Origin of the sequence: Oligella sp. HMSC09E12, assembly GCF_001808505.1 — a bacterium.
Taxonomy (GTDB): Bacteria; Pseudomonadota; Gammaproteobacteria; order Burkholderiales; family Burkholderiaceae_B; genus Oligella; species Oligella urethralis.
The window spans coordinates 1-25,528 of sequence record NZ_KV793581.1 but is presented as its reverse complement, the minus strand read 5'-3'; the positions used below and the strand labels follow the sequence as shown (position 1 = coordinate 25,528).

Here is a 25,528-nt window from a genome sequence, read left to right as displayed (position 1 = left end):
GACAATTTTTGATTTTAATCAAAATCTTTAATGAACTATTACACTTATTAATAAGATAACTAGGGCAAATCTTAATTTACATTCATGCTTTCTAGCGTATAATCATGCTCTGTCGCAGGAGAGAGGTTTTCTACACCCGCCGAAGGCGCAAACTCCCATAAACGCTCAGGCTCATGTACTGCACATCGCAATTATCCGCCAACTGGAGAGTGGTTAGATGACTAACCCACCGAAGGAGCAAGTAGCCTTAGCTATCAAAACTCTCAGGTACCAAGAACAGAGGGAGTGGCATCACAATCTAGTAGGTCTTGCCGATGATGTTAAACTATATTTTTGTGATCGCTATTACTGCCGAAGCCATGTCCGGGGCACTAGCCGCTGGTCGTCGCAATATGGACTTATTCGGCGTTGCGCTGATTGCCTTTTTAACTGCACTTGGTGGTGGTACCGTGCGTGATATGCTGCTCGGCAACTACCCCATCACTTGGACCCAACACCCACTCTATATTTATCTCACCATTGGTGCCGGCCTGTTTACCATTGTCATTGCCAAATACATGCGTAAACTCAATCAGATCTTCTTATTAGTGGATGCCATGGGTCTGGTTGCCTTTACCATTATTGGTTGCAATGTCGCGCTGAAACTGAACTATGCCCTACCCGTGGTAATTATGGCAGGGATTACGACGGGGATTTTCGGCGGCATACTCAGAGATATTATGTGTAATCGCACGCCCTTAGTGCTTCGCAAGGAGCTCTATGCGAGCGTGTCCTTTATTGTGGCAAATGTCTATCTGCTACTGATTTACTTTAAGTTTAATGAAAATATCACCTTACTGGTACCTTTTGTACTGGGCCTCAGTATGCGCTTAGCCGCATTGAAATGGCAATGGTCACTGCCCGTTTTCTCCTACGATCCCGAGCGCTGGGATAATTAGCCACCCTGCCCTCACTTCCCCTCATCAATACAAAGCCGTTCAGCGCATGAACGGCTGATTTTTTACTACCCTAGCCCAAGTCCTCTATCCCTTAACATTGTTGTAAAAAACTTACAGAAAATTAACAATTATTGCAAATACATTAAAATCTTTGCCTTTCTTAATAGTAATCATTACCATTTGCATTAGTGTTCTTGACATAAATCAAGGGCCCCACTTTTTAACACTCAATTTTCCTCAGAGGGAAAGGGAAAAATTAATGTCTACAAAGTTTGATTTAAATAAGCCGATCACACAGACGGTGCTATTTTCTGCCATGTCTGCTGCCTTAGGCAGTGGTATTGCACTGGCACAGGAGCAAGGGAATGTGCAACAGCTGCCGTCGCTCAACGTTGAAGCGAGCGCAGCGAGCAACTACCAGGTAACGCGCGCCCAATCACGCAAAATGACGGCGCCATTAGTGGATACGCCGCGTACAGTGAATGTGGTGACAGAAGAGCTGATGAAAGACAGAGCAGCCACTTCATTACAAGACGTATTAAGAACCACGCCGGGTGTGACCCTAGGCTCAGGTGAAGGTGGTACGCCCACAGGTGACCGTCCATTTATTCGTGGTTACGAAGCCAGTACCGATATTTTTATTGATGGTGCACGTGACTATGCACGCGGTTCACACGAAACCTTTAACCTAGAATCGGTAGAAGTAGTAAAGGGCCCAAGTTCAGCCTATACAGGCCGTGGTGGTACCGGTGGTAGCATTAACCTCGTGACCAAGAAGCCTCACTTAAACAATGCGATCGAAGGCGGTGTCACCTATGGTAACCGTGGTCAGCATCGTTTAACCTTTGATGGGAATGCAGTCTTAACCGATAGCATCGCCTTCCGCTTAAATGCCATGCGTATGGGTGGTCAGGTGCCCGGTCGTGGTCCGGTCAAGTATGACCGCTGGGGTATTGCTCCGTCTATCGCCTTTGGTTTAGGCACACCAACACGCGCTATCTTAAGCTACTCACATATTGAAAATAACGACACGCCAGACTTTGGTATACCGTATCAAAATTTTCGCCAGCCTGATATGAGCGAGCCATTAAAACCTAACCGTAGTAATTACTACGGCCGTTATGGTGCGGACTTTAGAAAAAATATCTTTGATACGGCAACGATTGAATTAGAGCATGATATTAACGATAGCTTCACCGTACGTAACTTAACGCGCTATGGCCGTAGCTTAAATAAATACCTCTATACTCGCCCAAGCTTTGATAACTGCGGTTCGATGCGTCGTGGTAAATTAGCCCCAGGTCCAAAAGCCCATTTAGCAAGTTGTCGCTCGCTTGATGATAACCTCATGTTCCGACGCGATGATCGTGCTCGTTGGCGCTTAGCGGAGTCACTCATCAACCAAACTGATATTTACGGTGAGTTCAAAACAGGCTCTGTGGAGCACAGCATCAGTGCGGGCTTCGAATTTGCTAAAGAGGATATTTATAACCGTGATACGAGCAAGGTAAAGATCGGCAGAAGTCATGATAACTTCTGGCAGCCTAACCCACACCAAGACTGGGGGCACGTCAACAAAAGCTTTGGTGATAAAAGCAAAGCAGGTGATATCAGGACTAAATCAGTCTATTTATTTGATACCATCACGTTTAATCCAAACTGGTTAGTTAACGCCGGTGTTCGCTTCGATAATTTCAGAGTGCACGATGCGCTTAACAATCAACGTGCCGATCACAATATCGTGAGTTGGCAAGCTGCCTTAATTTATAAACCTGTGGAGTACGGTTCTATCTACTTCTCGTATGCGAGTTCTGCTAACCCGCCAGGTGAAAACTTAGGTCAGGCAGGTGGTGCAGACGGTCCAGCGGGCGCAGCTAAAATCTATGAGGATCTAAAGCCTGAGCGCGCCCACAGCTATGAGTTAGGTACCAAGTGGGATCTACTGAATGAGCGCTTAAGCGTTGCCGCAGCCATCTTTGAAACCCGCAAAAATAATGCCCGTTCATCTGACCTTGATGGTTCGGTACAAAATATCGGTAAGAACCGCGTACGCGGTGTGGAGCTATCGTTTAATGGCTCAATCACCGATAAGTGGAATATTGCGGCCGGTTGGACTTATTTAGATCCTAAGATCCTGGAATACCGTAACGGCAAAAACGTCTTTGATGGCAATCAAACGAAGTTTATCGCCAAACATAGCGCTAATGTATGGACGAGCTATCAGGTACACCCTGCGGTGACCGTCGGTACAGGTATCACCTATGTTGGTAAGCGCTTTGTCGATGACGCCAACACCAAAAAGCTTCCATCGCATCTAGTATGGGATGCCATGGTACGCTGGGATGTGAACAAACATGTTGAGCTACAAGCCAATGTGAACAACATCACTGATACACGTGTCTATGATGCTTCACACGTGGGTATTTTTGCTAACGTCGGCCCTGGCCGTTCCTACACCTTAAATGCTAGATTTAAATATTAATCCTTTTTAGTATTTAAGCTACCACCCACTTTATTTATACTAGAGTGGGTGGTTTTTTTATAGAGTTATACCAATGATTATCGTAATTGAAAATCTACTATCAACCGATGAGCTGAGTATCATTCGACAGCGTTTAGAAAAGGCTAACTGGGAGGATGGTAAAAAAACAGCAGGTTTCCTGGCACAGGATGTTAAGCACAATCTACAACTCAACCCCCAAAGTGAATTAGCCTTAGAACTGGGTGATTTTTTAAGACAAGTCTTGCGTGCCAATCCTAGCTATATTGCCGCTGCCCTCCCCGCTAAAATTCTGCCACCACGCTTTAATCGCTATGAACATAGTGGCACCTACGGCAACCACATTGATAACTCCATTTTCAATCTACCCGAAGGCCAGCAAATGATGCGCAGCGATGTGTCTAGCACCATTTTTTTCAGTGAGCCGGATGAGTATGAGGGTGGTGAGCTGATCATAGAGGATAGCTACGGCAGCCATTCCGTCAAATTAAAAGCAGGTGATATGGTAGTGTATCCTGGCGACAGTTTACACCGCGTGGAACCGGTCACCTCTGGAGTACGCTTTGCCTCATTTTTCTGGGCCCAAAGCATGATTCGCCAAGCCCATCGTCGACGTTTACTGTGGCAATTGGATCAGAGTATTCAGCGACTATCCATGAGCCAAGATGGTAGAGCAGAAGCCATTGCACTCAGTGGCGTTTATCATAATCTGATTCGCGAATGGGCCGAGGTATAGCATGGCCTTAGCCCCCTTAAGCCAAATCCCAGCTGATGTCGTCGCAGTGGACGACTATATTGAGCTGGCCAAAGCACGCATGTCACCACAAGCGTGGGCCTATTTTTCAGGCGGTGTAGCAGATGAGCGTTTATTAGCGGATAATATCCACGCTTGGCATCAATACAGCGTCATGCCCCGTGTATTAAGCGATTTTGATGGAGCCACCACCGCTTTTTCTTTACTTAATAAAACGCATCCCTTTCCGATTTTCTGTGCCCCCATCGCCTATCAACGAATGGCCCATCCCGCTGGTGAACTCGCCTCTGCCCTTGCCGCAGCGGCAATGGAGACACCTTATATTATCAGCATGCAGAGCTCGACCCCACTAGAGCCACTATGTGAGCAGGCGCCGGGTACCAAGTGGTTGCAATGGTATTGGCAAACAGATGAGAGCGCCTCCCAAAAACTCTTGAGTAAAGCGCAAGCACTCGGCATTGAGGCCATTGTCTTAACCGTAGATGCCCCCGTGAATGGCCTTAGAAATCGTGAACAGCGCGCTGGCTTTGCTTTACCAGCTGACATTCAAGCAGTGCTACTGGAGGACTTTGATATACCGCCGCTGCCGCAAGGCGCGCCCGGAGAAAGCCCCATCTTTGGTAGCGGTTTTTTAGCCAATACCCCTAATTGGGACAAGGTAGAGCAGTTTATGGAAAACTGTCCCTTACCCGTGATGCTTAAGGGCATATTACATCCCCTAGATGCGCAAAAAGCCCTTGAAGTCGGTGCGGACGGCATTATTGTGTCCAATCATGGCGCCAGAGTCTTGGATATCTTGCCCCCAACCGCAAGGGTCTTAAAAAGCATCTGTGATCTTATTGACGGGCGCATACCCGTGTTGGTGGATGGCGGCATTCGACGCGGTAGCGACGTATTTATCGCATTGGCTTTAGGTGCTACCGCCGTGATGATCGGCCGTCCCTATCTATATGCCCTCGCCGCAGCTGGTGCTCCCGGTGTGGCGCATGTATTGCATATACTACGGACGGAATTAGAGGTCTGCATGGCACTCAGCGGTTGTACAACCCCGGCGCAAATTAAATCCATCGAGCTGCTCAGCCATTAAGCACCAGCTGATTTGGCACTTAGCAATATAAAGCTTATAATGCCTTATATTTCGGCTAATTACATTGATTTATTTTAAATCAAAACTAGTTATAAGGAGATGATGATGCCTTTTCCACCCTGTCCTCAATGTCAGTCTGAGTTAACGTACCATGACGGTATGCAGCTCGTGTGCCCTGAATGTGCTCACGAATGGTTAGCGTCCGAGCCGGAAGTTGAAGAGGACGATGGTTTGCAGGTCTTTGATGCGCACGGCACGCGACTACAAGACGGTGATGATGTGGTGTTAATTAAGGATTTACGCGTCAAAGGCAGCTCCACCGTGATTAAGCAAGGCACGCGCGTAAAATCCATTCGCTTACAAGCAGGTGACCACAACTTCTCCGGACGCGTCGATGGCCAATCCATGGATTTAAAATCTGAGTTTTTCAAGAAAACTTAAGATTAACAGCCTAAACACATTCAAAGGACCGCTTCTCCCATGAGACCGGTCCTTTTGCTTTTTAATTCAGAAAAACAATAACTAAACAAGGATTAATTATTATTAAAACTTAGTAACACTTGACTTACATCAAACCTCGAACAATAATGATAACGATTCTTATTATGATTAATATTAAGCATGAGGTTTTTGATGCGTTTAAAATTACCGGTACTTATTATTACAGGTGCCATTACTCTTCCCGTCTACTCACAAGACACCACAACTAGCTCAACGCCTGTCATTGAATTGCATGGCATTAATCTACGCGCCACTTCTTACTATACTAATAGTGAAGTTCACGAAGACGATCTTCAGTTAAAAAATGCAGGCGATCCACAGCGTGTCTTGCGTGGGATACCAGGGGTCTTCACCAACCAATTAAGTAATCAACCTGGGATAGAGATTAGTATTCGTGGTTTAAGTGGTTATGGTCGTATTAACACCATGCTTGATGGCGTTCCGCAAACCTTTAAAAACATTGCAAGTCATACCTCATCTGGGAATAGCTTAATCTATGTACATCCTGAACTGCTAGGTGGGATTAATGTGACTCGTGGTGTTGTTAAGGGTGCTCATGGCACTGGCGCACTAGCAGGTGCCGCTAACTTAACAACAATCACTGAGGATGACGTATTGGCTTTTGGTAATACCGGTGGCCTCACTCGAATCCGTTTGGGTAATAATGGCATGCATGCCTCAGGTCTAGCTGCAGTAGGTCATCGTTTTACTGAGGTAGGTGGAGAGGATGGTACGCTCAGTATCATCGCAGCAGGTGCTTACAAAAATGAAGGTAACTATAAAACGGGTAATGGCACTAAATTAGACTCCGCCAATTCCTCAGCTAGCTCACCTAAAGGTGGTTTAGTTAAAATGCGCTTCAAACCTAATGAAAGACACCAGCTTGACTTAGGTACTGTTTGGTATAGAAATACATTTAGCAACTCTAACTACGAATGGGACGTAGATAATACCACTGTCACTGCGGATTATGCCTACACTCCTAATAATCCACTAATCTCACTACAAGCACATGCCTACTACAATGAAACCGTGCTGGATTATGCCGATCACATTGGCGGCACCTATGCCGGTAGACGTATTGATAATGAAACTTGGGGTATCAATGTCACCAATGACTCCCTCTTATCAGTGCTTGACCAATACGACTTATTACTTAGCTATGGACTAGCATGGGATCATAATAGCTTTATTCCTAAGAAAAACCGTGGCGGCAACCATCCTGGAAAAATCGACAAAGGCAGTGTGTTTACTGATCTACAATGGAAAATTGGCCAAGCCACCTTATTAGCGGGTCTTCGCTATGACCACTATCGTCTCAATGGCTATCGACCTCCGTACAATGCCGGCATCGCTGGTTGTCCAGCTGGCGGTCCCACATGTGGAGATACTTGGGAGCACAACTCAGATGGTAAAGTACTGCCAAGCATTGGCTTCCAGTATGACTTAACAGATAACTGGAGCTTATACGGTATGTACTCTCATACCTACCGTCCTCCAACCACACATGAAGTGTTCTATGCTGGAACACCTTTCGGTGATGGTATAGGTAATGGACAAAGTAATAACTTAGCACTTAAGGGTGAAACCAGTGATGGCTTTGACGTTGCTATTTCTTATCAAAATAACAATGTATTCCTAGACAAAGATAGTCTGCACTTCCGCCTTGGTTATTTTAATAATAGAGTAAAGGATTATATCTTCAATGATTTTGGTCCAGTGGCAGGTCTACCTTATGACACCATTATGTGGGTCAACTCTAAAGAAGATGTTCGCATAAGAGGTGCAGAGATAACCTTAGGCTACGATGCGCGTGTAGCCTATATAAACTTTTCTTACTCTCATAGTAAATTAACTAACCAACCAATTGGTTTTGGTACAGGTATTAATGGTGGTGCTGCGAGCTTAGCGCCTGATACTTATTGGACCATTGACCTAGGCACACGACTACTTAATGAGCGTCTTAACTTAGGTACTCAGATCCGCTATGTGAGCAGCAGTAAAGCAGCCGCTGGACAGTTTACTGATAATTCCTATTGGAGAGATTTACCAGGCTATACACTAGTGGATCTCTATGCCAATTTCAAAGTTAACAAGCATCTCGATATCTTTGCGAATATTGACAACCTCACTGATAGAAACTATGGCTACGCAGGTTCTATGAACTACGACACCTTATCCGGTCGTGGCCGAACCTTCAGCGCTGGTATTCAAGCTCGTTTCTAAGCTCTATTTAATATACAGCCACTTTCAAGCATACGCTAGGAAGTGGCTTTTTCTCTTTATTTATTAATAACTTTATGCAACGCTTTTTTTATCCTTTTTTTAGACTAATGAGATTGTGCACACAAAACAAAGCGGGTGTTTTTGGTATTGCACAATTCATTTTTGTCCTGCTGCTAAGCTTAGCTGGACTAGCCATTTCCATTCGTATGATTCGATGGAGTAACGATTTTTATAATGCGCTTCAGGAAATTAATGGTGAAGAAATTGTTCATCAAATCGGTATTTTCGTCGTTCTTGTGCTATCTAGTGCAGCACTGCATCTCATTGGCAAATACATACAAAATCTATTAGAAATACGCTGGCGGAAACTACTTACAACCTCAATCACTAACCGCTGGCTCAGTGGTCATAAGCATTGGTATCTCAAACTAGACTCAAATTCTGACATTGTAGATAACCCTGAACAACGTATTGCCGAAGACTGTAAGATTTTTATCAATCTGACTGTGACACAAGTACATGCATTAATCATGGCCATCATCTCCGTCATATCGTACTTTTCTGTTTTATGGTCTTTATCTACTTTTGCTCTTTCTTTTAATGTCTTTGGCTATGTGGTAGAAATTCCTCGTTATATGGTGTGGGCTGCACCACTTTATGTTTTGATTTCAAGTGGTGTTACGCATTTTCTCGGCTCCCCGTTAAGAAACTTAACAGTACAGCAACAGCGACGTGAAGGAGACTTTCGCTATGCTCTTACTCATGTACGTGACTCCAGTGAAGCTATCGCACTACAGCGTGGTGAAAAGCAAGAGCAAAAGCATCTGCAAGCATTATTTAAAGCAATCGAAACAAATTGGCGTCAACTCAACGTGCGCAATCTGATTTTAGGTTGTTTTACACGACCCTATTATCAAACCGTACTCAGAATTCCCATGTTCTTAGCTCTACCCGCATTTATTGCTGGAAAAGTAAGCTTAGGCGGTCTCATGCAATTGGCAAGTGCCTTCACCAATGTAGTAACTACCTTGTCTTGGTTTATTTTCTCTTACCAAGATTTGGCCGAATTAGCGGCATCTACTCGCCGTCTTGATCAATTACTCAAAAAACTCAATCATAACACGGTAAATGATTCAGACTATGCACACCAGGAGGATGGGTATTTATCAATTACAAACTTGCAACTATATACTCCAACGAAAGAACCCTTATTATTCGTAAAATCTCTCAACGTCAAACCTGGTGAGCGCATTTGGCTACAAGGAAATTCCGGTATTGGCAAAAGTACCCTATTAAAGTCCATTGCCGGTTTATGGCCTTATACCAAGGGTAATGTGCATTATCCAAGTCACCAGCAAAGTCTTTACCTACCCCAGACCCCCTATATTCCTAAACAAGGAATTCTCGCTGCTTTATGTTATCCCAACGCTAAAGAAAGTCTGAGTCTTGATGAAGCCAAGCAATTGCTAGATGCCGTTGGCCTCCCTCATCTGATCGAAAAACTTTCACTTTCGAAAGAAGAGCAACAAGCAACATTAAATGCCTTATCCGGTGGTGAACGACAACGTCTAGCCCTAGCAAGAGCAGTTTATCTAGCACCTAAATGGCTATTCCTCGACGAGGCAAGCAGCGCCCTAGATGCTGAAAGTGAAGCAAAAATACTGACTATGCTTAGCGAACAGCTCCTAGAGAGTGCCATTATTTTACTCTCGCACCATAAACCACATGGCTTCGACTATGAACGCCATATTTTATTCCGTTCGGACTCCGCATCCTCTACAGAGTCTGTAACAGAAAGCCCAAATTATTGTTAAATTTTAAAAAGGATTATAAATGTCTGAACAATCTGAATTACTAAAACATTTACAGCAATTACTACGTAGCAAACGCAGCGCCTCTTTTGCTACCCTGACCAACCAGGGAGAACCTTTTGTTTCTATGGTTCCTTTTGCAATTGACACACAACACGCACATTTTGTGATCCATATTAGTGAGTTTGCAGCTCATACACGTTATTTATTGCAGCGTCCAACGGCATCATTGATGTTATGCACTAGCGAAGAGGAAGATAAACCAGTCCATGATTTATCGCGAGTTACTTTTCAAGTTAATGCGATCGCCCAAGAACGTGGCACAACAAGTTGGGCGTATTATCGTGATGTGTATTTAAACCGCTTCCCTGATGTCGAGTTCATGACTCATTTTAAAGACTTCAATTTCTTTGCTTTAGAAATCACTCGAATCAGACAAGTGGCTGGTTTTGGAGCAGCAAAGACACTCGATGTTAGCGAAGTACAATCATTGATTAAAACGCTCTAACTACTTTAAACGACAAACGGCCCCGAATCCTTATCAGACTCGGGGCCGTTTTTATACCTACACAGAAAGAGCGCCGTAGCGCCCTATCCTAGTAATTAAAACTTCAAGGAAGCATCAATTACCTGCACACACAGTGCCATTAAGCCGCCTGGTAGGATACCTAACACAATAATTAATAAATTATTAACCGATAAGATACCCTCACGGAAAGTCATTGGCGCACTTAAAGCAGGTGCATCAGCCGCCGGCTCATCAAAGTACATTACCTTTACCACTCGTAAGTAGTAGAAGGCACCGATTAGGGACAGCAACACCGCTAATACTGCTAACCAAATATGACCGGCATTAACCGTTGCCTGCAATACAGCTAATTTAGCGTAGAAGCCAACTAAGGGTGGAATACCGGCAAGTGAGAACATCAGAATCAAGACGCCAAAGGCTAACCACGGACTACGACGGTTAAGCCCCTTGAAGTCAGCAATTTCCTCAGACTCAAAACCCGCACGGCTTAGAATCAGAATAATACCAAAGCTCGCCAATGTCGTGAGCACATACGTCACCATATAGAATAAGGCCGTACCATAGGCACCACTACTCACCTGACCATTAGCATCCACACCGGAAAGCAAGCCTAAGAGCACAAAGCCGATATGCGAAATGGTTGAGTAACCCAATAGACGCTTAAAGTTCGTTTGCATCAAAGCAGTGATATTACCAATGGCGAGTGATAGTACCGCCATAATGATCAACATCGGCTGCCAACTGATAGCGACATCATTTAGTGTCTCGATCAGTACCCGCAAGGTCATCGCCAAGGCCGCTAATTTAGGAGCCGAACCGATGGTTAGCGCCACCGCTGTCGGTGCCCCTTGATACACATCAGGCACCCACATATGGAACGGTACCGCACCTAATTTAAAGGCAATACCTGACACCACAAAGACCAAACCAAGTAGCAACACAGATAACTGCGCTTCACCACTCTGTAGTACTTGCATAATCGTCGCTAGGTGAATCGCCCCGGTCGCACCGTAGATAAGCGAAATACCATACAGCATAATACCTGAAGCAAGTGAACCTAGAATAAAGTACTTCATCGCCGCTTCCGCACTACTTAGCGAATCACGACGCAAGGCCACCAAGGCGTAGAGTGATAAGGACATCAACTCTAGACCCAAGTAAATGGTCAGCGTACTGGCTGCTGAGATCATCACGAATTGACCTAATAAACAGAATAAGGCCAAGGCGTAAAACTCACCGCCGGCCACCATGCTGCGGTCAATTAAGTACTGACGGCTGTAAATTAAGGTCACCAGCACCGCAATCGTGGTACCAACTTTTAAGAAATGGCTAAGTGCATCGGCTATATACATTTGGTAGAAGGTAGTGCCTGCAACACCAGAACTCCACTGGAATAGCACGACCACTAAGACCAACAGTAGCGATAGCAAACTGCTGTAGTAGGACAGCACGCTGTCCTTACTGCGAGCAAAGGCATCGATCAACAACACACCCATTGCCAAGAGACATAGAAGAATCTCCGGCAAGGCCATGGCGAAATTAAATTGATTTTCTATCATTGTTCTAACCTACAGTTTGGATTGTGCAATCTGTTCCAGCAAATGCTGAACTGATACATGCATGACATCAGTAAATGGTTTCGGATGAATACCCATATACAACACAAAGATTGCAAACAGACCTAAGACCAAAAATTCACGCTTATCAAGATCAAGCATTTTGGCTACCTCAGGATTTGTCACCGGACCATAAGCCACGCGTTTAACCATCCAGAGCGAATAAGAGGCACTTAAAATCAATGACGTTGCTGCCAATAAGCCGACCCAGAAGTTGAAGTCAATCGCCGCTAGAATCACGTAGAACTCACCCACGAAACCTGAAGTTGCGGGTAGACCGCTATTGGCCATTGAGAACAGTACAAAGAAGGTCACAAACTTAGGCATGACCTTGACCACACCACCGTAAGCCGCAATTTCTCGGCTGTGTAAACGGTCATAGAGCACACCGATACACATAAACATAGCGCCTGACACAAAACCGTGGGAGATCATTTGTACAATAGCACCCTCAATACCTGCTTCGCTAAAGAGGAAGGTACCTAAGACCACAAAGCCCATATGAGCCACTGAGGAATAAGCCACGAGCTTCTTCATATCATCTTGTACAATCGCCACCAAACCGATGTAGATCAGCGCAATCAGTGCTAACACGATCATTAACCAGCCCATTTCCTGACTAGCGTCCGGGGCAATCGGTAAAGAGAAGCGAAGGAAACCGTAGGCACCTAGCTTCAACATAATGGCCGCTAACACAATCGAACCACCGGTCGGCGCTTCAACGTGCGCATCTGGTAACCAGGTATGCACCGGCCACATAGGTACTTTCACTGCAAAGGCGGCAAAGAGCGCAAAGAAGATGAATAACTGCTCATTCATCGTCAATGGCAAGGCATGCCAAGCGGCAATATCGAAGGTACCTGCCTGGAGGTACAGATAGATGAAAGCAACTAAGGTTAATAAGGAACCTAATAAAGTATAGAGGAAGAACTTAAAGGCTGCGTACACACGATTCGGACCACCCCATACACCGATAATGATATACATCGGAATCAGGGTTGCCTCAAAGAATACGTAGAACAATAAGCCGTCCAAGGCAGCAAAAACACCAACCATCAAGCCCGATAAAATCAGGAATGCTGCCATGTACTGTGCTACTCGGTCAGTAATGACCTTCCACCCAGCAATCACCACCATAATGGTAATAAAGGCGGTTAACAGTACAAACCAAATGGAAATACCGTCTACACCCAGGTGATAATGTGCTGTAAAGGCTGAAATCCAGCGCACATTTTCAACGAACTGCATTTCTGCAGTAGTAGAGTCAAAGCCAAAGATCAGTGGCAAGGTGACTAAGAAGCTGACAATTGCACCAATCAAAGCCATTTGCTTGGTGTACTCTGCTCGCTCGTCACGACCGAATACGAGTACAAAAATACCGGCAATGATCGGTACAAAAATCGATAAGGAAAGCCAAGGAAATGTTGTCATCTTATCGCACCACTACAAAGAAAGAGATTAAAACAATAATACCCACCAACATGGAGAAGGCGTAATGGTATACGTAACCGGACTGGAGCTTGCGGCTAAGCGAGGCAATTAAAGCAACCGCTTTAGTACTGCCATTGATGATAAAGCCATCAATCACACCCTTATCACCACCTTTCCAGAAGCCTTGACCGAGCGCGCGAGCGCCACGAGCAAAGACATTTTCATAGACCCAGTCAACATAGTATTTATTTTCCAAAATACGGTTAATACCGGATAAGGAGTGGTAGATTTTGCCCGGCGTAGCTGGACTGACCACGTAAAGGAATAGGGCCACCACAAAACCGGCCACCACTAACCAGAACGGTAAGGTCATAAAGGCATGTAAGCCGTACTCAAGCCAACCATGGAAAGTCGCAGCAATATCTGCCATCGCAGGATGAGCTGCCGCATCCACGTAGATCACGTTCTTGAAGAAATCACCGAACAGCATCGGCTCAATCACCCAGGCACCGATCAACACCGATGGAATCGCTAATACCACTAAAGGTACAGTCACCACCCATGGTGATTCTTTAGGCTTCTCATTTTTCTCAAAACGATGCTCCGCATCCGCCGGCAAGTCCTCATAACGCTCCTTACCGTGGAATACTAAGAAGTACAGTCGGAACGAATACAAGGAAGTAACGAACACGCCAATCAGCACGCAGTAGTAGGCAAAGTTCGCACCCCAGATATTGGCCGCACCGGCCGCTTCGATAATATGCTCTTTGGAGTAGTAGCCTGAGAAGAATGGCGTACCCACCAGGGCTAAGGTACCTAATAAGAAAGTAATCCAAGTAATTGGCATGTACTTACGAATACCGCCCATGTAGCGAATATCTTGATTATGGTGCATACCGATAATCACCGAACCAGCGCCTAAGAACAGTAAGGCCTTAAAGAAAGCGTGCGTCATCAGGTGGAAGACTGCCACGCTGTAAGCCGAAGCACCCAGTGCCACCGTCATATAACCTAACTGCGACAAGGTAGAGTAAGCCACCACACGTTTGATATCGTTTTGAATCAAACCGAGTAGACCGAGGAACAAGGCACCGATAGCACCCACCACAATCACTAAGGATAGCGCAGTATTAGATAGCTCAAAGATGGGTGAGAAGCGAGCCACCATAAAGATACCCGCTGTCACCATAGTGGCCGCGTGAATCAATGCAGAAATCGGTGTTGGACCCTCCATCGAGTCAGGTAACCATGCATGTAAAGGTACTTGCGCAGACTTACCCATGGCACCGATAAATAAGCAGATAGCAGCAACCGTGACCAAAGACCAATCCGTACCCGGGAAGCTGGTATATGACAAGATGCTAGCACTATCAAACACCTGATCATAATTTAAGCTACCGGTGTAGGCAAAGAGTAAACCAATACCTAAGATGAAACCAAAGTCACCCACACGGTTCACAATAAATGCCTTCATATTAGCGAAAATCGCCGTCGGTCTTTCGTACCAGAAACCGATTAAGAGATAAGACACTAAACCAACTGCCTCCCAACCGAAGAATAGCAACAGCATATTATTTGCCATCACTAACATCAGCATGGAGAAGGTAAAGAGTGAAATGTAGCTAAAGAAGCGCTGGTAGCCAGGATCGTCCACCATATAACCGATGGTATAAATATGCACCATCAGTGAGACCGAGGTAACCACCACCATCATCGTGGCCGTTAGCGAATCCACTAAAAAGCCGATTTCAATCGGAATATGTCCGATCACGGTCCAAGTGTAGATAGTCCCGTTGAAATAGGCATCGTGCGCAATCACCTGCCATAAGACATAAAGTGATGCCACAGCGGAAAACGCTACTAAGGCAATGGTAATACCATGCGCACCGGCACGCGTGACTTGACGCCCGAAAAAACCGGTACCAAATAGACCCGCTAGCACGGAACCCAGTAAGGGCGCCAATGCAATGGCGAGTAAGAGGATTGGAGATAATGTTGATTCCATGATTTACCCCCTACCCTTGTAGACGACCAATGTCGTCAACGTTAATTGAATTAATCTTACGGAATAGCATAACAAGAATGGCCAAACCGATTGCCGCTTCAGCCGCCGCAACAGTTAAGACAAAGAAAACAAAGATTTGCCCTGCCGTTTCCGGTAAACCATCAGGTCCCGGATGCCATTGAGAAAAGGCCACGAAGTTCATATTGACCGCTAATAATAGCAACTCAATCGACATCAAAATCCCAATCATGTTACGGCGATTTAAGAAAATCCCGAAAACCCCAATAGCAAACAGCACAGCGCCGAGTATTAAATAATGCGCTAAACTCAAGGTCATTTGCTTTCTCCCTCTTGGACTTCAACTGCAGCCACCGTGCGAGGCTCAGACTCGGAAGCCATACTCACGATACGTAAACGATCCTTAGGATCGGCTTTTAACTGATCACTCACATTAGTGTATTTGCGATTCTTACGTTCGCGTAAGGTAATACCTACCGCTGACACCATACCCACTAATAATACCAAGGCACCGACCTGAATCGCATAGCTATATTCAGCATACATAGCGATACCGATCTGTACCACGTTGTTGTAGGATTGAGGTAAAGAAACCGCAATTGGTGCGCCTGTACCCAAATAAACCGCCGCTAACACGGAGGCGATTTCCAACACCATCACACCGCCAACCACTAAACCGAGTGGCAGGTAGGTACGGAAACCTTGACGTAAACTCTCGGGTACCACATCAATCATCATCACCACAAAGAGGAACATCACCATCACCGCACCGACATAAATAATAATCAACAATAAACCGAGGTATTCGGCACCGATTAAAATCCACAGCATCGACGCAGAGAAAAAGGTCAACATCAGGTGCAAGGCAGCAACCACCGGACTACGTGCTAACACCACACGGGCGGCAGCAACAATGGCAATAAAAGCCAGAATATAAAAAAGAACTGTCGAAAAAACCATGATCTCCACCTATTAGCGATACGGCGCATCTGCTTCGCGACGCTTGGCAATTTCGTCCTCATAACGATCGCCCACCGCAAGCAACATGTCTTTAGTGAAGTACAAATCACCGCGCTTCTCGCCGTGATACTCGTGAATATGCGTCTCAACAATGGAGTCAACCGGGCAACTTTCCTCGCAGAAACCGCAGAAAATGCACTTGGTTAAGTCAATGTCATAACGTGTGGTACGGCGCGTACCGTCTTCACGTTCATGCGACTCAATGGAAATCGCCATGGCTGGACAGACCGCCTCACATAATTTACAGGCAATACAACGTTCTTCCCCGTTTGGGTAACGACGCAAAGCATGCAAACCGCGGAAACGAGGCGACATCGGCGTTTTCTCGTAAGGATACTTAAGGGTGAACTTCGGCTTAAAGAAATAGCTACCAGTCAGCATCATCCCTTTGAGTAACTCGGTCAGCATAAAGCTGTTCATAAAGCGTTTCAACTTGCTCATAATCTCACCCTTAATTCCAAATACTTAATGGTGTTTGCATCCAAATTGCCACCACAAAAAACCAAATTAAGGTTAACGGAATAAATACCTTCCAACCTAAACGCATAATCTGGTCATAGCGGAAGCGTGGGAAGGAGGCACGGAACCACACAAATAGCGACACCACGCAGAAGGTCTTAATACCTAACCACAACCAACCAGGTACCCAGGTAAATGGAACCATATCCAATGGCGCCGACCAACCGCCCAAGAAGAAGATTGAGCATAAGGCCGACAATAAGATCATATTGGCGTACTCGGCTAAGAAGAACATCGCAAAGCCCATACCCGAATATTCCACCATGTGCCCGGCCACAATTTCCGATTCACCCTCTACCACGTCAAATGGGTGACGGTTAGTTTCCGCCACAATTGAGATGATATAAACAATAAATAAAGGGAATAAGGGAATAAAGTTCCATGATAAGAAGGTCACGCCTTTATCAGCAAAAAAACCGCTCGTTTGCTGAAGTACGATACCGTTCATATTCATGGTGTCGGAAACGAGAATGATGGTCACCAACACAAAGGTCAGCGATAACTCATAAGAAATCATTTGTGCCGATGCACGCATCGCACCTAAAAAAGGATACTTAGAGTTAGAGGCCCAACCTGCGAAAATCACACCGTACACACCCAATGCGGTAATCGCCACAATATATAAAATACCGGCGTTAACATTAGCCAACACGGCTTCTGGACCAAACGGCACCACGGCCCAGGCCGCTAATGCGGGCACTAAGGTCATAATTGGCGCCAAGATGTACATCACCTTGTTGGCTTTGGCCGGGACGATCACTTCCTTGGTCAATAGCTTAAGCACGTCAGCAAAAGGCTGTAATAGACCACCAGGGCCTACCCGGTTAGGACCGCGACGCACGTGCATATAACCAATCATGCGGCGTTCCCACAGGGTTAAAAACGCCACACAGATAATAATCGGCAGTGCGATCACGAGGATCAGAATAATCGTCCACAGCACCATCCATAGGGTTTCACCAAGTAAATTGCTACCCCATGCATTGAGCGCTGCTACACCATCAGTAAACCATGCCCAAATATTCGTATTCATTAGACCTTCTCCACTGAAAGTTGGACAAATGCACCACCTAAGACAGCGGTTTGCTCAAAGCCCAGCGGCACACTGACCGTATTATCAGCCAATTGCGCTTGCAACTGCACTGGCAACACAACTTCGCCCCTATTGCTCTTAACGCGCACCTGATCACCCTCAACCACGGCTAAATTAGCCATCATGGCAGCGTTTAGACCGGCCACTGGCGCCGCCGTCTGCTTTTGTAAGGCAGGTGCACGACGTACTATCGCATCGCTTCGATAAATCGGTAGATTAGCCACTCGTTCAAAAGCATTAAGCGCTACATTTGGATTATACGGTTCTGCCTTCACCTCGTTATTGAAGCTACCGGTATAGTTCTGAGCTAAAACCGCATCACGTACAGCCTCTGAGCTTTCCGCATCAAAGTCAGCCAGTTTTAGTAAATTACCTAAGACGCGTAATACCTTCCAGGCTGGGCGGCTATTGCCCAATGATGGCACCACGCCTTTGAAGCTCTGGGCACGTCCCTCAGCATTAATAAAGGTACCGGAAGTCTCAGTAAAAGGACCAACCGGCAGCATAATTTTGGCCCATTGCTTTGCATCTGACTGATAAGAAGTCAGGGCAATGGTAGCGGCCTTACTGAAAATCTCACGCGCTCGAATCGGATCCTCAAAATCCAAGCTCTCCGCATGCAACACCACATAGGCGCTTAGCGGATTCTTCATCATCTGCGCGGCATTCATACCGTTTTGCTGCGGCGTCGCCCCGGCAACCGAAGCACCCACGTGGTTAGCACCACGCGTTAAATAGCCTAATGGCGCTGCTAAAGCCTCTGCTAACACATGGCTATGGGCCAAGACATTACTGGCCGATGACTTACTTAAGACACCGTTACCCATAAACACAGCTGGCTTTTTACCCGCTAATAAAATAGCGGCAATCTGATTGATTGGATCCTGCTCGTCAAGCTCTGCACCGCCTTTCAGCTGCGCTACCGCCTTGGCGATATTATCAATAGCAGCGCATAACTGGCTTGGTGCCACCGTTAAACGGGCCGCCACCGGGAATAATGGATCCTCGCCATTACTATCAAGTAAGACGATACGTGCACCGGCCTTTGCCGCTTGGCGTAAACGCTGTGCAAATAATGGATGATCTTGACGTAAATTACTGTCAACCACTAACACACCGTCTAAGTGATTCAACTCAGCAATCGGCATACCCAACCATGGGGTACCCTCTAAGGCCTTATCAATGTTCTCGTCGCCTAAACGTAAGCGGCTATCGATGTTGTTAGAGCCTAGACCACGCACAATACGGCTTAATAAGGTCATCTCCTCGAGTGTAGAGTACTCGGCAGCAAATGCACCGATGCTATCCACGCCCTGTTGCTCATTGACATTTTGTAAAAGCTCAGCGGCTGCTAATAATGCCTCTTCCCAACTCGCTTCACGCCAAACACCGTCACTACCCTTAAGCATCGGTGTGGTTAAACGATCCTCGGCGTATAGACCCTCATAAGAGAAGCGATCCTTATCGCTAATCCAGCACTCGTTAACCGCTTCATTTTCAAATGGCACCACACGTAGCACGCGGTCATTTTTCACCTGTACCACAAGATTTGCACCCACGCTATCGTGCGGGCTGACCGAGCGACGACGTGCTAATTCCCAGGTGCGCGCCTGATAGCGGAAGGGCTTAGAGGTTAAGGCACCGACTGGGCAGAGATCGATCATATTACCCGATAACTCGGAGCTGACCGCCTTGCCCAGGAAGGAAGTAATCTCTGCGTGCTCACCGCGATTTAACATACCTAGTTCCATCACCCCGGCCACCTCTTGGCCAAAGCGAACACAACGCGTACAGTGAATACAGCGGCTCATCTCCTCAGCCGAGATTAGCGGACCCATTGATTTGTGGAACACCACCCGCTTTTCTTCTTGGTAGTGACTGGCATCATAACCGTAGCCCACGGCTAAATCCTGTAACTGACACTCACCGCCCTGGTCACAGATTGGGCAATCAAGGGGGTGATTGATTAATAAAAACTCCATCACCGCCTGCTGTGCAGCTAATGCCTTTGGTGATTTCGTATGGACAACCATACCCTGTGTCACCGGTGTGGCACATGCCGGTAATGCCTTAGGCGCTTTCTCGACCTCGACTAAGCACATACGGCAGTTGGCGGCGATAGATAATTTTTTGTGATAACAAAAATGTGGCACATAAAGACCCAGTTCGGTCGCAGCGTGCATAACAAAGCTGCCCTCAGGAACGGATACTTTCTTGCCGTCAATGGTAAGTTCAACCATGGTACAAACCTATTAAATATACGGCGCTACCAAACATTGCTTATTATCAATGTGGTACGCGAACTCATCACGGAAATGTCTCAAGAAACCCTGCACCGGCATTGCTGCCGCATCACCAAGGGCACAAATGGTACGGCCCATGATATTACCGGCAATACGCTCCAGCTCATCCAGATCCTCAGGACGACCCTCACCATGCTCAATACGGTGCACAATACGCCATAACCAACCCGTACCCTCACGACAAGGGGTACATTGGCCGCAGCTCTCATGCTGGTAGAAATACGACAGACGCAATAATGAACGCACCATACAGCGACTATCGTCCATCACCGTTACGGCACCGGAACCCAACATCGAACCGGCCTTGGCGATGCTGTCGTAGTCCATAGTACAGTCCATCATGATATCAGCCGGCAACACCGGCGCACTCGAACCACCGGGGATCACGGCCTTGAGCTTAGCGCCATTACGCATGCCGCCTGCAATCTCTAATAGCTTGCTAAATGGTGTTCCCATCGGAATCTCATACACACCTGGTCGCTCAATATCACCGGTGATAGAAAATAGCTTGGTACCGCCATTGTTTGGTTTACCGAGCTCTAAGTACTGCTGACCGCCCATTGCTAAAGCATAAGGCACACTGGCAAAGGTCTCGGTATTGTTAATCGTGGTCGGCTTACCGTAAACACCATAATTCGCAGGGAATGGTGGTTTAAAGCGTGGCTGACCCTTTTTACCCTCAAGTGACTCAAGTAAAGCAGTCTCCTCGCCACAAATATAGGCACCGTAACCGTGGTGTGCATGCAGTTGGAAACTAAAATCACTGCCGAGGATATTATCACCTAAGAAACCGTGAGCTCGCGCCTGCTCTAGCGCCTCTTCAAAACGCTCATAGACCTCGAAAATCTCACCGTGAATATAGTTATAGCCAACACTCGCACCCATGGCAAAACCGGCAATAATCATGCCCTCAATTACCGCATGGGGGTTAAAGCGCAGAATATCACGATCCTTAAACGTTCCCGGCTCACCCTCGTCCGAGTTACAGACGACGTACTTTTGACCGAGGTAGTTTTTAGGCATAAAGCTCCACTTTAAGCCCGTCGGGAAACCTGCACCGCCGCGACCGCGTAAGGATGAGAGTTTAAGCTCATTAATCACCGTGTCCTGATCTAACTGACCGGCACAGATTTTGCGCAATACCTCGTAACCGCCACGGGCCATATAGCCCTCAATACCCCAGTTATGACCGTCTAAACCCTTGAGAATCTGTGGGTTAATATGACGATTATGAAATATCATACTGCTGGATAAATCACCGCCCGGATTGGGCTCCAGTCCGCCGCTATACTTTTGGATAATACGTTCTAAACCCATGACGCTTAACCCTCACTTTGAATATCGGCTAACAACTCATCAATACGCTCTTTGCTCATGCGCACGCACATATGATGGTTATTAATTAATAAAACGGGGGCATCACCACAGGCGCCCTGACACTCACTCTCTTGGAGCGTGATTAAGCCGTCAGGCGTCGTTTCACCAATGGCAATACCTAATTTTTCGCTGATGTAATGCGCAGTTTTTTCACCATCTCTTAAGGCGCAAGGCAAGTTGGTACAGACGGTTAGTTTGTACTTACCTACCGGCTTTAATTCATACATATCGTAGAAGGTGGCGACCTCTTGCACCGCAATTGTCGGCATGCCTAAATACTCGGCAACGTCAACGATGACTTCATCGGAGACCCAGCCTTTTTCCTCTTGGGCAATGCGCAAAGCGGCCATAACTGCTGATTGACGTTGATCGGCAGGATACTTTGCCAACTCCTTGTCAATCTTTTTATAAGCCTGTTCAGAAAGCAACATGTTAATTTCCTGTAATTCGTTGATGCTATGAAGCACTGGCTTCCTAGCGGTCAATCTCACCAAATACAATATCCTGGGTACCGATAATGGTTACCGCATCCGCCAACATATGACCACGCGACATCTCGTCTAAGCCTTGTAAGTGCACAAAGCCCGGGGCACGGATTTTGAGACGATATGGCTTATTGGCGCCATCAGAAATCATATAAATACCGAACTCACCCTTAGGATGCTCAACCGCTGCGTATGCTTCACCCTCAGGTACAGGGAAACCCTCTGAGAATAACTTGAAGTGGTGAATCAACTCCTCCATACCGGTCTTCATCTCAAGACGCTTAGGTGGGGTGATTTTATTGTCCTCGTACATGACAGGGCCTGGATTATCACGCAACCACTGTACACATTGCTTGATGATTTTGGTACTTTCGCGTAACTCCGCAATACGGCATAAGTAACGGTCATAACAGTCACCGTTAACCCCGACCGGGATATTAAAATCTAACTCATCATAGACGGCATAGGGCTGCTTACGACGAATATCCCACTCCACGCCAGAACCGCGCAGCATCACCCCGGTAAAGCCCTTATTGAGGGCGCGCTCAGGGGTCACAATACCGACATCGACCAAGCGCTGCTTCCAAATACGGTTATCGGTCAACAGCGTCTCGTACTCATCAATCGCCGATGGATAGTAATCGACAAAGGCCTCAATAAAGTCAAGCATAGAGCCTTCACGCCACTCGTTAAGACGCTTCATATCGCGTACGCTACGGTACTTCGAGTCAATCTCGTGCTTAGGCATGCTATCAGGCAGATCACGATATACACCACCGGGACGATAGTAGGCGGCATGCAAACGCGCACCGGACACTGCCTCATAGCAGTCCATCAGGTATTCGCGATCACGGAAAGCGTATAAGAACACCGCCATTGCGCCCACGTCTAGTGCATGCGAACCGATAGACATCAAGTGGTTAAGAATACGGGTAATCTCATCGAACATGGTACGGATGTACTCAGCACGCTTAGGTAATTCGATACCCAATAGCTTTTCTACCGCCATACAATAGGCGTGCTCATTAACCATCATGGAGACGTAGTCTAAACGATCCATATATGGGAGCGCCTGTACATAAGTACGCTGCTCGGCTAATTTCTCAGTACCGCGGTGTAATAAACCAATATGCGGGTCCGCTCGTAAAATCACCTCACCATTAAGCTCAAGAATCAAGCGTAAAACGCCGTGAGCGGCCGGGTGCTGCGGACCGAAGTTTAAGGTATAACTTTTAATATCTGCCATAATTACTCTCGCCCTGCTCCATAACCCTCTTCGCGAATGACTCGCGGTGTAATCTCGCGATTTTCAATCGACACAGGCTGATAGACCACACGCTTTTGCTCAGGGTCGTAAATCATCTCAACATGACCAATCACCGGGAAGTCCTTGCGGAAAGGGTGACCGATAAAGCCGTAGTCGGTCAAAATGCGGCGTAGGTCGGGGTGACCCTCAAACACAATACCAAATAAGTCAAAAGCCTCACGCTCAAACCAGTTAAGACTGTTCCAGATATTGACTAAGCTAGGTACGGAGGGGAAGTCGTTATCCTGCGGGAAGGTGCGCACACGTAAGCGCCAATTATGCTTGACTGATAATAAATGCAAAACCACCGCAAAACGCCCTGGGAACTGACTAGGCTGCTCGGAGGGCATCGCATCCACAGGCTCTAAGGCCACATCTAAATCAGCAGTAGCCTCTGTTGGCAACAATGGTTGATTATCCTCAGGCGCAACCGATACCCCACCATAGGTTAAATAGTCCACACCACAGAGGTCAATCGCTTGCTGGAACGCTAGCTCCTCGTGCTCATGCAGCATCGAACAGGTCTGCACCCAATGCTCGGGCGCCACGGTCAAGGTCAGCTCACCAGCGTAGGCTACAATCTGAGCCTGCTCGCCTAACAGCTTGACTAAGGTGTGATGTAATTTCTCTAAACGCGTCATCTCAGCCTCCTACGCCTCACGAGCGATCGTCTTTTGATGACGAATTTTATTTTGGAGCTGTAATAAGCCGTAAATCAAGGCCTCTGCGGTTGGCGGACAACCTGGCACGTAAATATCAACCGGCACTACGCGGTCACAGCCACGCACCACAGAGTATGAGTAGTGGTAGTAACCACCACCATTAGCACAGGAACCCATGGACACCACCCAACGTGGCTCAGCCATCTGGTCGTATACCTTGCGTAGCGCAGGTGCCATTTTATTACACAAAGTACCGGCAACAATCATCACATCGGACTGACGCGGACTGGGACGGAAAATAATCCCGAATTGGTCCATATCATAACGTGCCGCACCAGCGTGCATCATCTCTACCGCACAACAGGCCAAACCGAAGGTCATCGGCCACATCGAACCCGTCTGGTACCAGTTCATCACCGCATCCACGGAGGTAACCAGAAAGCCCTTTTCTTTTAATTGAGTTTGTTCAGACATTTATCTACCCTTCTCTGAAAATTAATCCCAATCTAGCGCACCCTTTTTCCACTCGTAGATAAAGCCAACCGTAAGAATGACTAAAAACACGACCACTGTGGAGAAACCGACTAAGCCAACTTGCTGATTGGCAACCGCCCATGGGAATAAAAAGGCAATCTCTAAGTCGAATAAAATAAATAGAATGGCGACTAAGTAGTAACGAACATCGAAACGCATGCGCGAATCCTCAAATGCCTCGAAACCACACTCGTACTGGGACAGCTTCTCATCATACGGGTTTCTCGGGCCCAACACGACCCCCAGCAATAACAACACACCCCCAAGGCCGCCTGCCACTAGGACAAACAAAAGCACCGGAAAATACTCTGCTACATTCATGAAACACCTTTAAAGAAAGCTTATGAACTTTTTAAACTGTCTATCGCTACAATTAATTAATAAAATTGTAATTAAATAAACCTTTCTATTGTAGCATTTTTTCACACATTGAGCGTTGCGCATATACTATAAAAGTAGGAGGAAATTCAATCTAGACTGTAGCGACAACAGATGCATGCCACTAGGTGCATTAACAGACTATTACAAGTAGCTGAAAAACAAAAATCAATCAATTGAAACTACCCAAACTGGCAAAAAAGAGGCTTTCAAGAGCTACACCAAGCTGATGCAAAAACGCCATATTAAGCCATCCCTCACCGCTAACTTGCCAGCCACCATCACGCACTCGGTCTGACCCCGCCCTTGTCCAACAGCACTTTGCCATTAACATTAAAATTATCTGCCCCTTCATTCCCCTTAGGCAGGGCGATTCAGCTTGACCAGCCTAGCTAGGCAGACATCGAGTAGGGTGAGGTTTGCACCTCATCCCTC

General features: G+C 46.6%; 22 protein-coding genes and 2 riboswitches. Of the genes, 8 read left to right on the top strand and 14 right to left on the bottom strand.

The features are described 5' to 3' along the window. The first annotated feature begins 104 nt into the window (after positions 1-104). A riboswitch (glycine riboswitch) is annotated at positions 105-191 on the top strand. A gap of 1 nt (position 192) precedes the next feature. Continuing rightward, a riboswitch (glycine riboswitch) is annotated at positions 193-290 on the top strand. A gap of 27 nt (positions 291-317) precedes the next feature. From HMPREF3179_RS06290 to HMPREF3179_RS06255, 8 genes are all read left to right on the top strand, one after another. Further along, positions 318-938 (top strand): trimeric intracellular cation channel family protein, encoded by a 621-nt coding sequence (locus tag HMPREF3179_RS06290; protein ID WP_018027209.1) that lies wholly within the window; start codon positions 318-320, stop codon positions 936-938. Positions 939-1,197: 259 nt separating this feature from the next. Beyond that, the gene (locus HMPREF3179_RS06285) at positions 1,198-3,420 is read left to right on the top strand and encodes a TonB-dependent receptor (RefSeq protein WP_070470120.1); all 2,223 of its coding nucleotides are present in this window, start codon (positions 1,198-1,200) and stop codon (positions 3,418-3,420) included. A 73-nt stretch (positions 3,421-3,493) separates the two neighbouring features. Next, the gene (locus HMPREF3179_RS06280) at positions 3,494-4,174 is read left to right on the top strand and encodes a Fe2+-dependent dioxygenase (protein ID WP_018027211.1); all 681 of its coding nucleotides are present in this window, start codon (positions 3,494-3,496) and stop codon (positions 4,172-4,174) included. Between the two features lies 1 nt (position 4,175). Further along, entirely contained in the window at positions 4,176-5,279 is a 1,104-nt protein-coding gene (locus HMPREF3179_RS06275; RefSeq protein WP_048767283.1) for an alpha-hydroxy acid oxidase, read from the top strand. Between the two features lie 102 nt (positions 5,280-5,381). Further along, positions 5,382-5,720: a zinc ribbon domain-containing protein YjdM gene (locus tag HMPREF3179_RS06270; protein ID WP_181778368.1), complete on the top strand. Its 339-nt coding sequence runs from the start codon at positions 5,382-5,384 to the stop codon at positions 5,718-5,720. A gap of 192 nt (positions 5,721-5,912) precedes the next feature. Next, the gene (locus tag HMPREF3179_RS06265) at positions 5,913-8,006 is read left to right on the top strand and encodes a TonB-dependent receptor domain-containing protein (protein WP_018027214.1); all 2,094 of its coding nucleotides are present in this window, start codon (positions 5,913-5,915) and stop codon (positions 8,004-8,006) included. A 74-nt stretch (positions 8,007-8,080) separates the two neighbouring features. After that, positions 8,081-9,820 carry an ABC transporter ATP-binding protein/permease gene (locus tag HMPREF3179_RS06260; RefSeq protein WP_018027215.1) on the top strand — a complete coding sequence of 580 codons (1,740 nt, stop codon included), beginning with the start codon at positions 8,081-8,083 and terminating at the stop codon, positions 9,818-9,820. A gap of 19 nt (positions 9,821-9,839) precedes the next feature. Next, positions 9,840-10,325, top strand: a complete 486-nt coding sequence (locus tag HMPREF3179_RS06255; RefSeq protein ID WP_018027216.1) for a HugZ family pyridoxamine 5'-phosphate oxidase — start codon at positions 9,840-9,842, stop codon at positions 10,323-10,325. A gap of 95 nt (positions 10,326-10,420) precedes the next feature. Here HMPREF3179_RS06255 and nuoN read toward each other — a convergent pair whose 3' ends face one another. The 14 genes from nuoN to ndhC are packed head-to-tail and all read right to left on the bottom strand — an operon-like array spanning position 10,421 to position 25,036. Beyond that, positions 10,421-11,905, bottom strand: a complete 1,485-nt coding sequence (gene nuoN / locus HMPREF3179_RS06250; RefSeq protein ID WP_048767004.1) for an NADH-quinone oxidoreductase subunit NuoN — start codon at positions 11,903-11,905, stop codon at positions 10,421-10,423. Between the two features lie 9 nt (positions 11,906-11,914). After that, positions 11,915-13,393, bottom strand: coding sequence for an NADH-quinone oxidoreductase subunit M (locus HMPREF3179_RS06245; protein ID WP_018027310.1), 1,479 nt, complete (start codon positions 13,391-13,393; stop codon positions 11,915-11,917). 1 nt (position 13,394) lies between these two features. Further along, the gene (gene nuoL / locus HMPREF3179_RS06240) at positions 13,395-15,398 is read right to left on the bottom strand and encodes an NADH-quinone oxidoreductase subunit L (RefSeq protein ID WP_070470117.1); all 2,004 of its coding nucleotides are present in this window, start codon (positions 15,396-15,398) and stop codon (positions 13,395-13,397) included. A 10-nt stretch (positions 15,399-15,408) separates the two neighbouring features. Beyond that, on the bottom strand, positions 15,409-15,735 hold the full coding sequence (gene nuoK, locus HMPREF3179_RS06235) for an NADH-quinone oxidoreductase subunit NuoK (protein WP_018027312.1): 327 nt from the start codon (positions 15,733-15,735) through the stop codon (positions 15,409-15,411). Next, positions 15,732-16,376 carry an NADH-quinone oxidoreductase subunit J gene (locus HMPREF3179_RS06230; protein WP_018027313.1) on the bottom strand — a complete coding sequence of 215 codons (645 nt, stop codon included), beginning with the start codon at positions 16,374-16,376 and terminating at the stop codon, positions 15,732-15,734. The genes nuoK and HMPREF3179_RS06230 overlap by 4 nt, the downstream gene beginning before the upstream one ends. A gap of 12 nt (positions 16,377-16,388) precedes the next feature. After that, entirely contained in the window at positions 16,389-16,877 is a 489-nt protein-coding gene (nuoI, locus tag HMPREF3179_RS06225; protein WP_018027314.1) for an NADH-quinone oxidoreductase subunit NuoI, read from the bottom strand. 10 nt (positions 16,878-16,887) lie between these two features. Continuing rightward, the gene (gene nuoH, locus HMPREF3179_RS06220) at positions 16,888-17,988 is read right to left on the bottom strand and encodes an NADH-quinone oxidoreductase subunit NuoH (protein WP_070470113.1); all 1,101 of its coding nucleotides are present in this window, start codon (positions 17,986-17,988) and stop codon (positions 16,888-16,890) included. After that, on the bottom strand, positions 17,988-20,288 hold the full coding sequence (nuoG, locus tag HMPREF3179_RS06215) for an NADH-quinone oxidoreductase subunit NuoG (protein ID WP_070470109.1): 2,301 nt from the start codon (positions 20,286-20,288) through the stop codon (positions 17,988-17,990). The genes nuoH and nuoG overlap by 1 nt, the downstream gene beginning before the upstream one ends. A gap of 12 nt (positions 20,289-20,300) precedes the next feature. Continuing rightward, positions 20,301-21,668: an NADH-quinone oxidoreductase subunit NuoF gene (gene nuoF / locus HMPREF3179_RS06210; RefSeq protein ID WP_018027317.1), complete on the bottom strand. Its 1,368-nt coding sequence runs from the start codon at positions 21,666-21,668 to the stop codon at positions 20,301-20,303. A gap of 5 nt (positions 21,669-21,673) precedes the next feature. Further along, positions 21,674-22,159, bottom strand: a complete 486-nt coding sequence (gene nuoE / locus HMPREF3179_RS06205) for an NADH-quinone oxidoreductase subunit NuoE (RefSeq protein WP_018027318.1) — start codon at positions 22,157-22,159, stop codon at positions 21,674-21,676. Between the two features lie 43 nt (positions 22,160-22,202). Next, on the bottom strand, positions 22,203-23,459 hold the full coding sequence (locus tag HMPREF3179_RS06200; protein ID WP_018027319.1) for an NADH-quinone oxidoreductase subunit D: 1,257 nt from the start codon (positions 23,457-23,459) through the stop codon (positions 22,203-22,205). A gap of 2 nt (positions 23,460-23,461) precedes the next feature. Then, positions 23,462-24,160: an NADH-quinone oxidoreductase subunit C gene (locus tag HMPREF3179_RS06195; RefSeq protein ID WP_036559604.1), complete on the bottom strand. Its 699-nt coding sequence runs from the start codon at positions 24,158-24,160 to the stop codon at positions 23,462-23,464. Between the two features lie 9 nt (positions 24,161-24,169). Continuing rightward, a complete protein-coding gene (locus HMPREF3179_RS06190) occupies positions 24,170-24,655 on the bottom strand; it encodes a NuoB/complex I 20 kDa subunit family protein (protein WP_018027321.1) in 486 nt (161 codons plus the stop codon). A 21-nt stretch (positions 24,656-24,676) separates the two neighbouring features. Further along, positions 24,677-25,036 carry an NADH-quinone oxidoreductase subunit A gene (gene ndhC, locus HMPREF3179_RS06185; RefSeq protein ID WP_070470106.1) on the bottom strand — a complete coding sequence of 120 codons (360 nt, stop codon included), beginning with the start codon at positions 25,034-25,036 and terminating at the stop codon, positions 24,677-24,679. Between the last annotated feature and the right edge of the window lie 492 nt (positions 25,037-25,528).

Bases quoted from the DNA above. Each gene is read 5' to 3' on its own strand.
- HMPREF3179_RS06290 (WP_018027209.1), top strand. From the start codon at position 318: ATGTTAAACTATATTTTTGTGATCGCTATTACTGCCGAAGCCATGTCC.
- HMPREF3179_RS06285 (WP_070470120.1), top strand. From the start codon at position 1,198: ATGTCTACAAAGTTTGATTTAAATAAGCCGATCACACAGACGGTGCTA.
- HMPREF3179_RS06280 (WP_018027211.1), top strand. From the start codon at position 3,494: ATGATTATCGTAATTGAAAATCTACTATCAACCGATGAGCTGAGTATC.
- HMPREF3179_RS06275 (WP_048767283.1), top strand. From the start codon at position 4,176: ATGGCCTTAGCCCCCTTAAGCCAAATCCCAGCTGATGTCGTCGCAGTG.
- HMPREF3179_RS06270 (WP_181778368.1), top strand. From the start codon at position 5,382: ATGATGCCTTTTCCACCCTGTCCTCAATGTCAGTCTGAGTTAACGTAC.
- HMPREF3179_RS06265 (WP_018027214.1), top strand. From the start codon at position 5,913: ATGCGTTTAAAATTACCGGTACTTATTATTACAGGTGCCATTACTCTT.
- HMPREF3179_RS06260 (WP_018027215.1), top strand. From the start codon at position 8,081: ATGCAACGCTTTTTTTATCCTTTTTTTAGACTAATGAGATTGTGCACA.
- HMPREF3179_RS06255 (WP_018027216.1), top strand. From the start codon at position 9,840: ATGTCTGAACAATCTGAATTACTAAAACATTTACAGCAATTACTACGT.
- nuoN (WP_048767004.1), bottom strand. From the start codon at position 11,905: ATGATAGAAAATCAATTTAATTTCGCCATGGCCTTGCCGGAGATTCTT.
- HMPREF3179_RS06245 (WP_018027310.1), bottom strand. From the start codon at position 13,393: ATGACAACATTTCCTTGGCTTTCCTTATCGATTTTTGTACCGATCATT.
- nuoL (WP_070470117.1), bottom strand. From the start codon at position 15,398: ATGGAATCAACATTATCTCCAATCCTCTTACTCGCCATTGCATTGGCG.
- nuoK (WP_018027312.1), bottom strand. From the start codon at position 15,735: ATGACCTTGAGTTTAGCGCATTATTTAATACTCGGCGCTGTGCTGTTT.
- HMPREF3179_RS06230 (WP_018027313.1), bottom strand. From the start codon at position 16,376: ATGGTTTTTTCGACAGTTCTTTTTTATATTCTGGCTTTTATTGCCATT.
- nuoI (WP_018027314.1), bottom strand. From the start codon at position 16,877: ATGAGCAAGTTGAAACGCTTTATGAACAGCTTTATGCTGACCGAGTTA.
- nuoH (WP_070470113.1), bottom strand. From the start codon at position 17,988: ATGAATACGAATATTTGGGCATGGTTTACTGATGGTGTAGCAGCGCTC.
- nuoG (WP_070470109.1), bottom strand. From the start codon at position 20,288: ATGGTTGAACTTACCATTGACGGCAAGAAAGTATCCGTTCCTGAGGGC.
- nuoF (WP_018027317.1), bottom strand. From the start codon at position 21,668: ATGGGTTTAGAACGTATTATCCAAAAGTATAGCGGCGGACTGGAGCCC.
- nuoE (WP_018027318.1), bottom strand. From the start codon at position 22,159: ATGTTGCTTTCTGAACAGGCTTATAAAAAGATTGACAAGGAGTTGGCA.
- HMPREF3179_RS06200 (WP_018027319.1), bottom strand. From the start codon at position 23,459: ATGGCAGATATTAAAAGTTATACCTTAAACTTCGGTCCGCAGCACCCG.
- HMPREF3179_RS06195 (WP_036559604.1), bottom strand. From the start codon at position 24,160: ATGACGCGTTTAGAGAAATTACATCACACCTTAGTCAAGCTGTTAGGC.
- HMPREF3179_RS06190 (WP_018027321.1), bottom strand. From the start codon at position 24,655: ATGTCTGAACAAACTCAATTAAAAGAAAAGGGCTTTCTGGTTACCTCC.
- ndhC (WP_070470106.1), bottom strand. From the start codon at position 25,036: ATGAATGTAGCAGAGTATTTTCCGGTGCTTTTGTTTGTCCTAGTGGCA.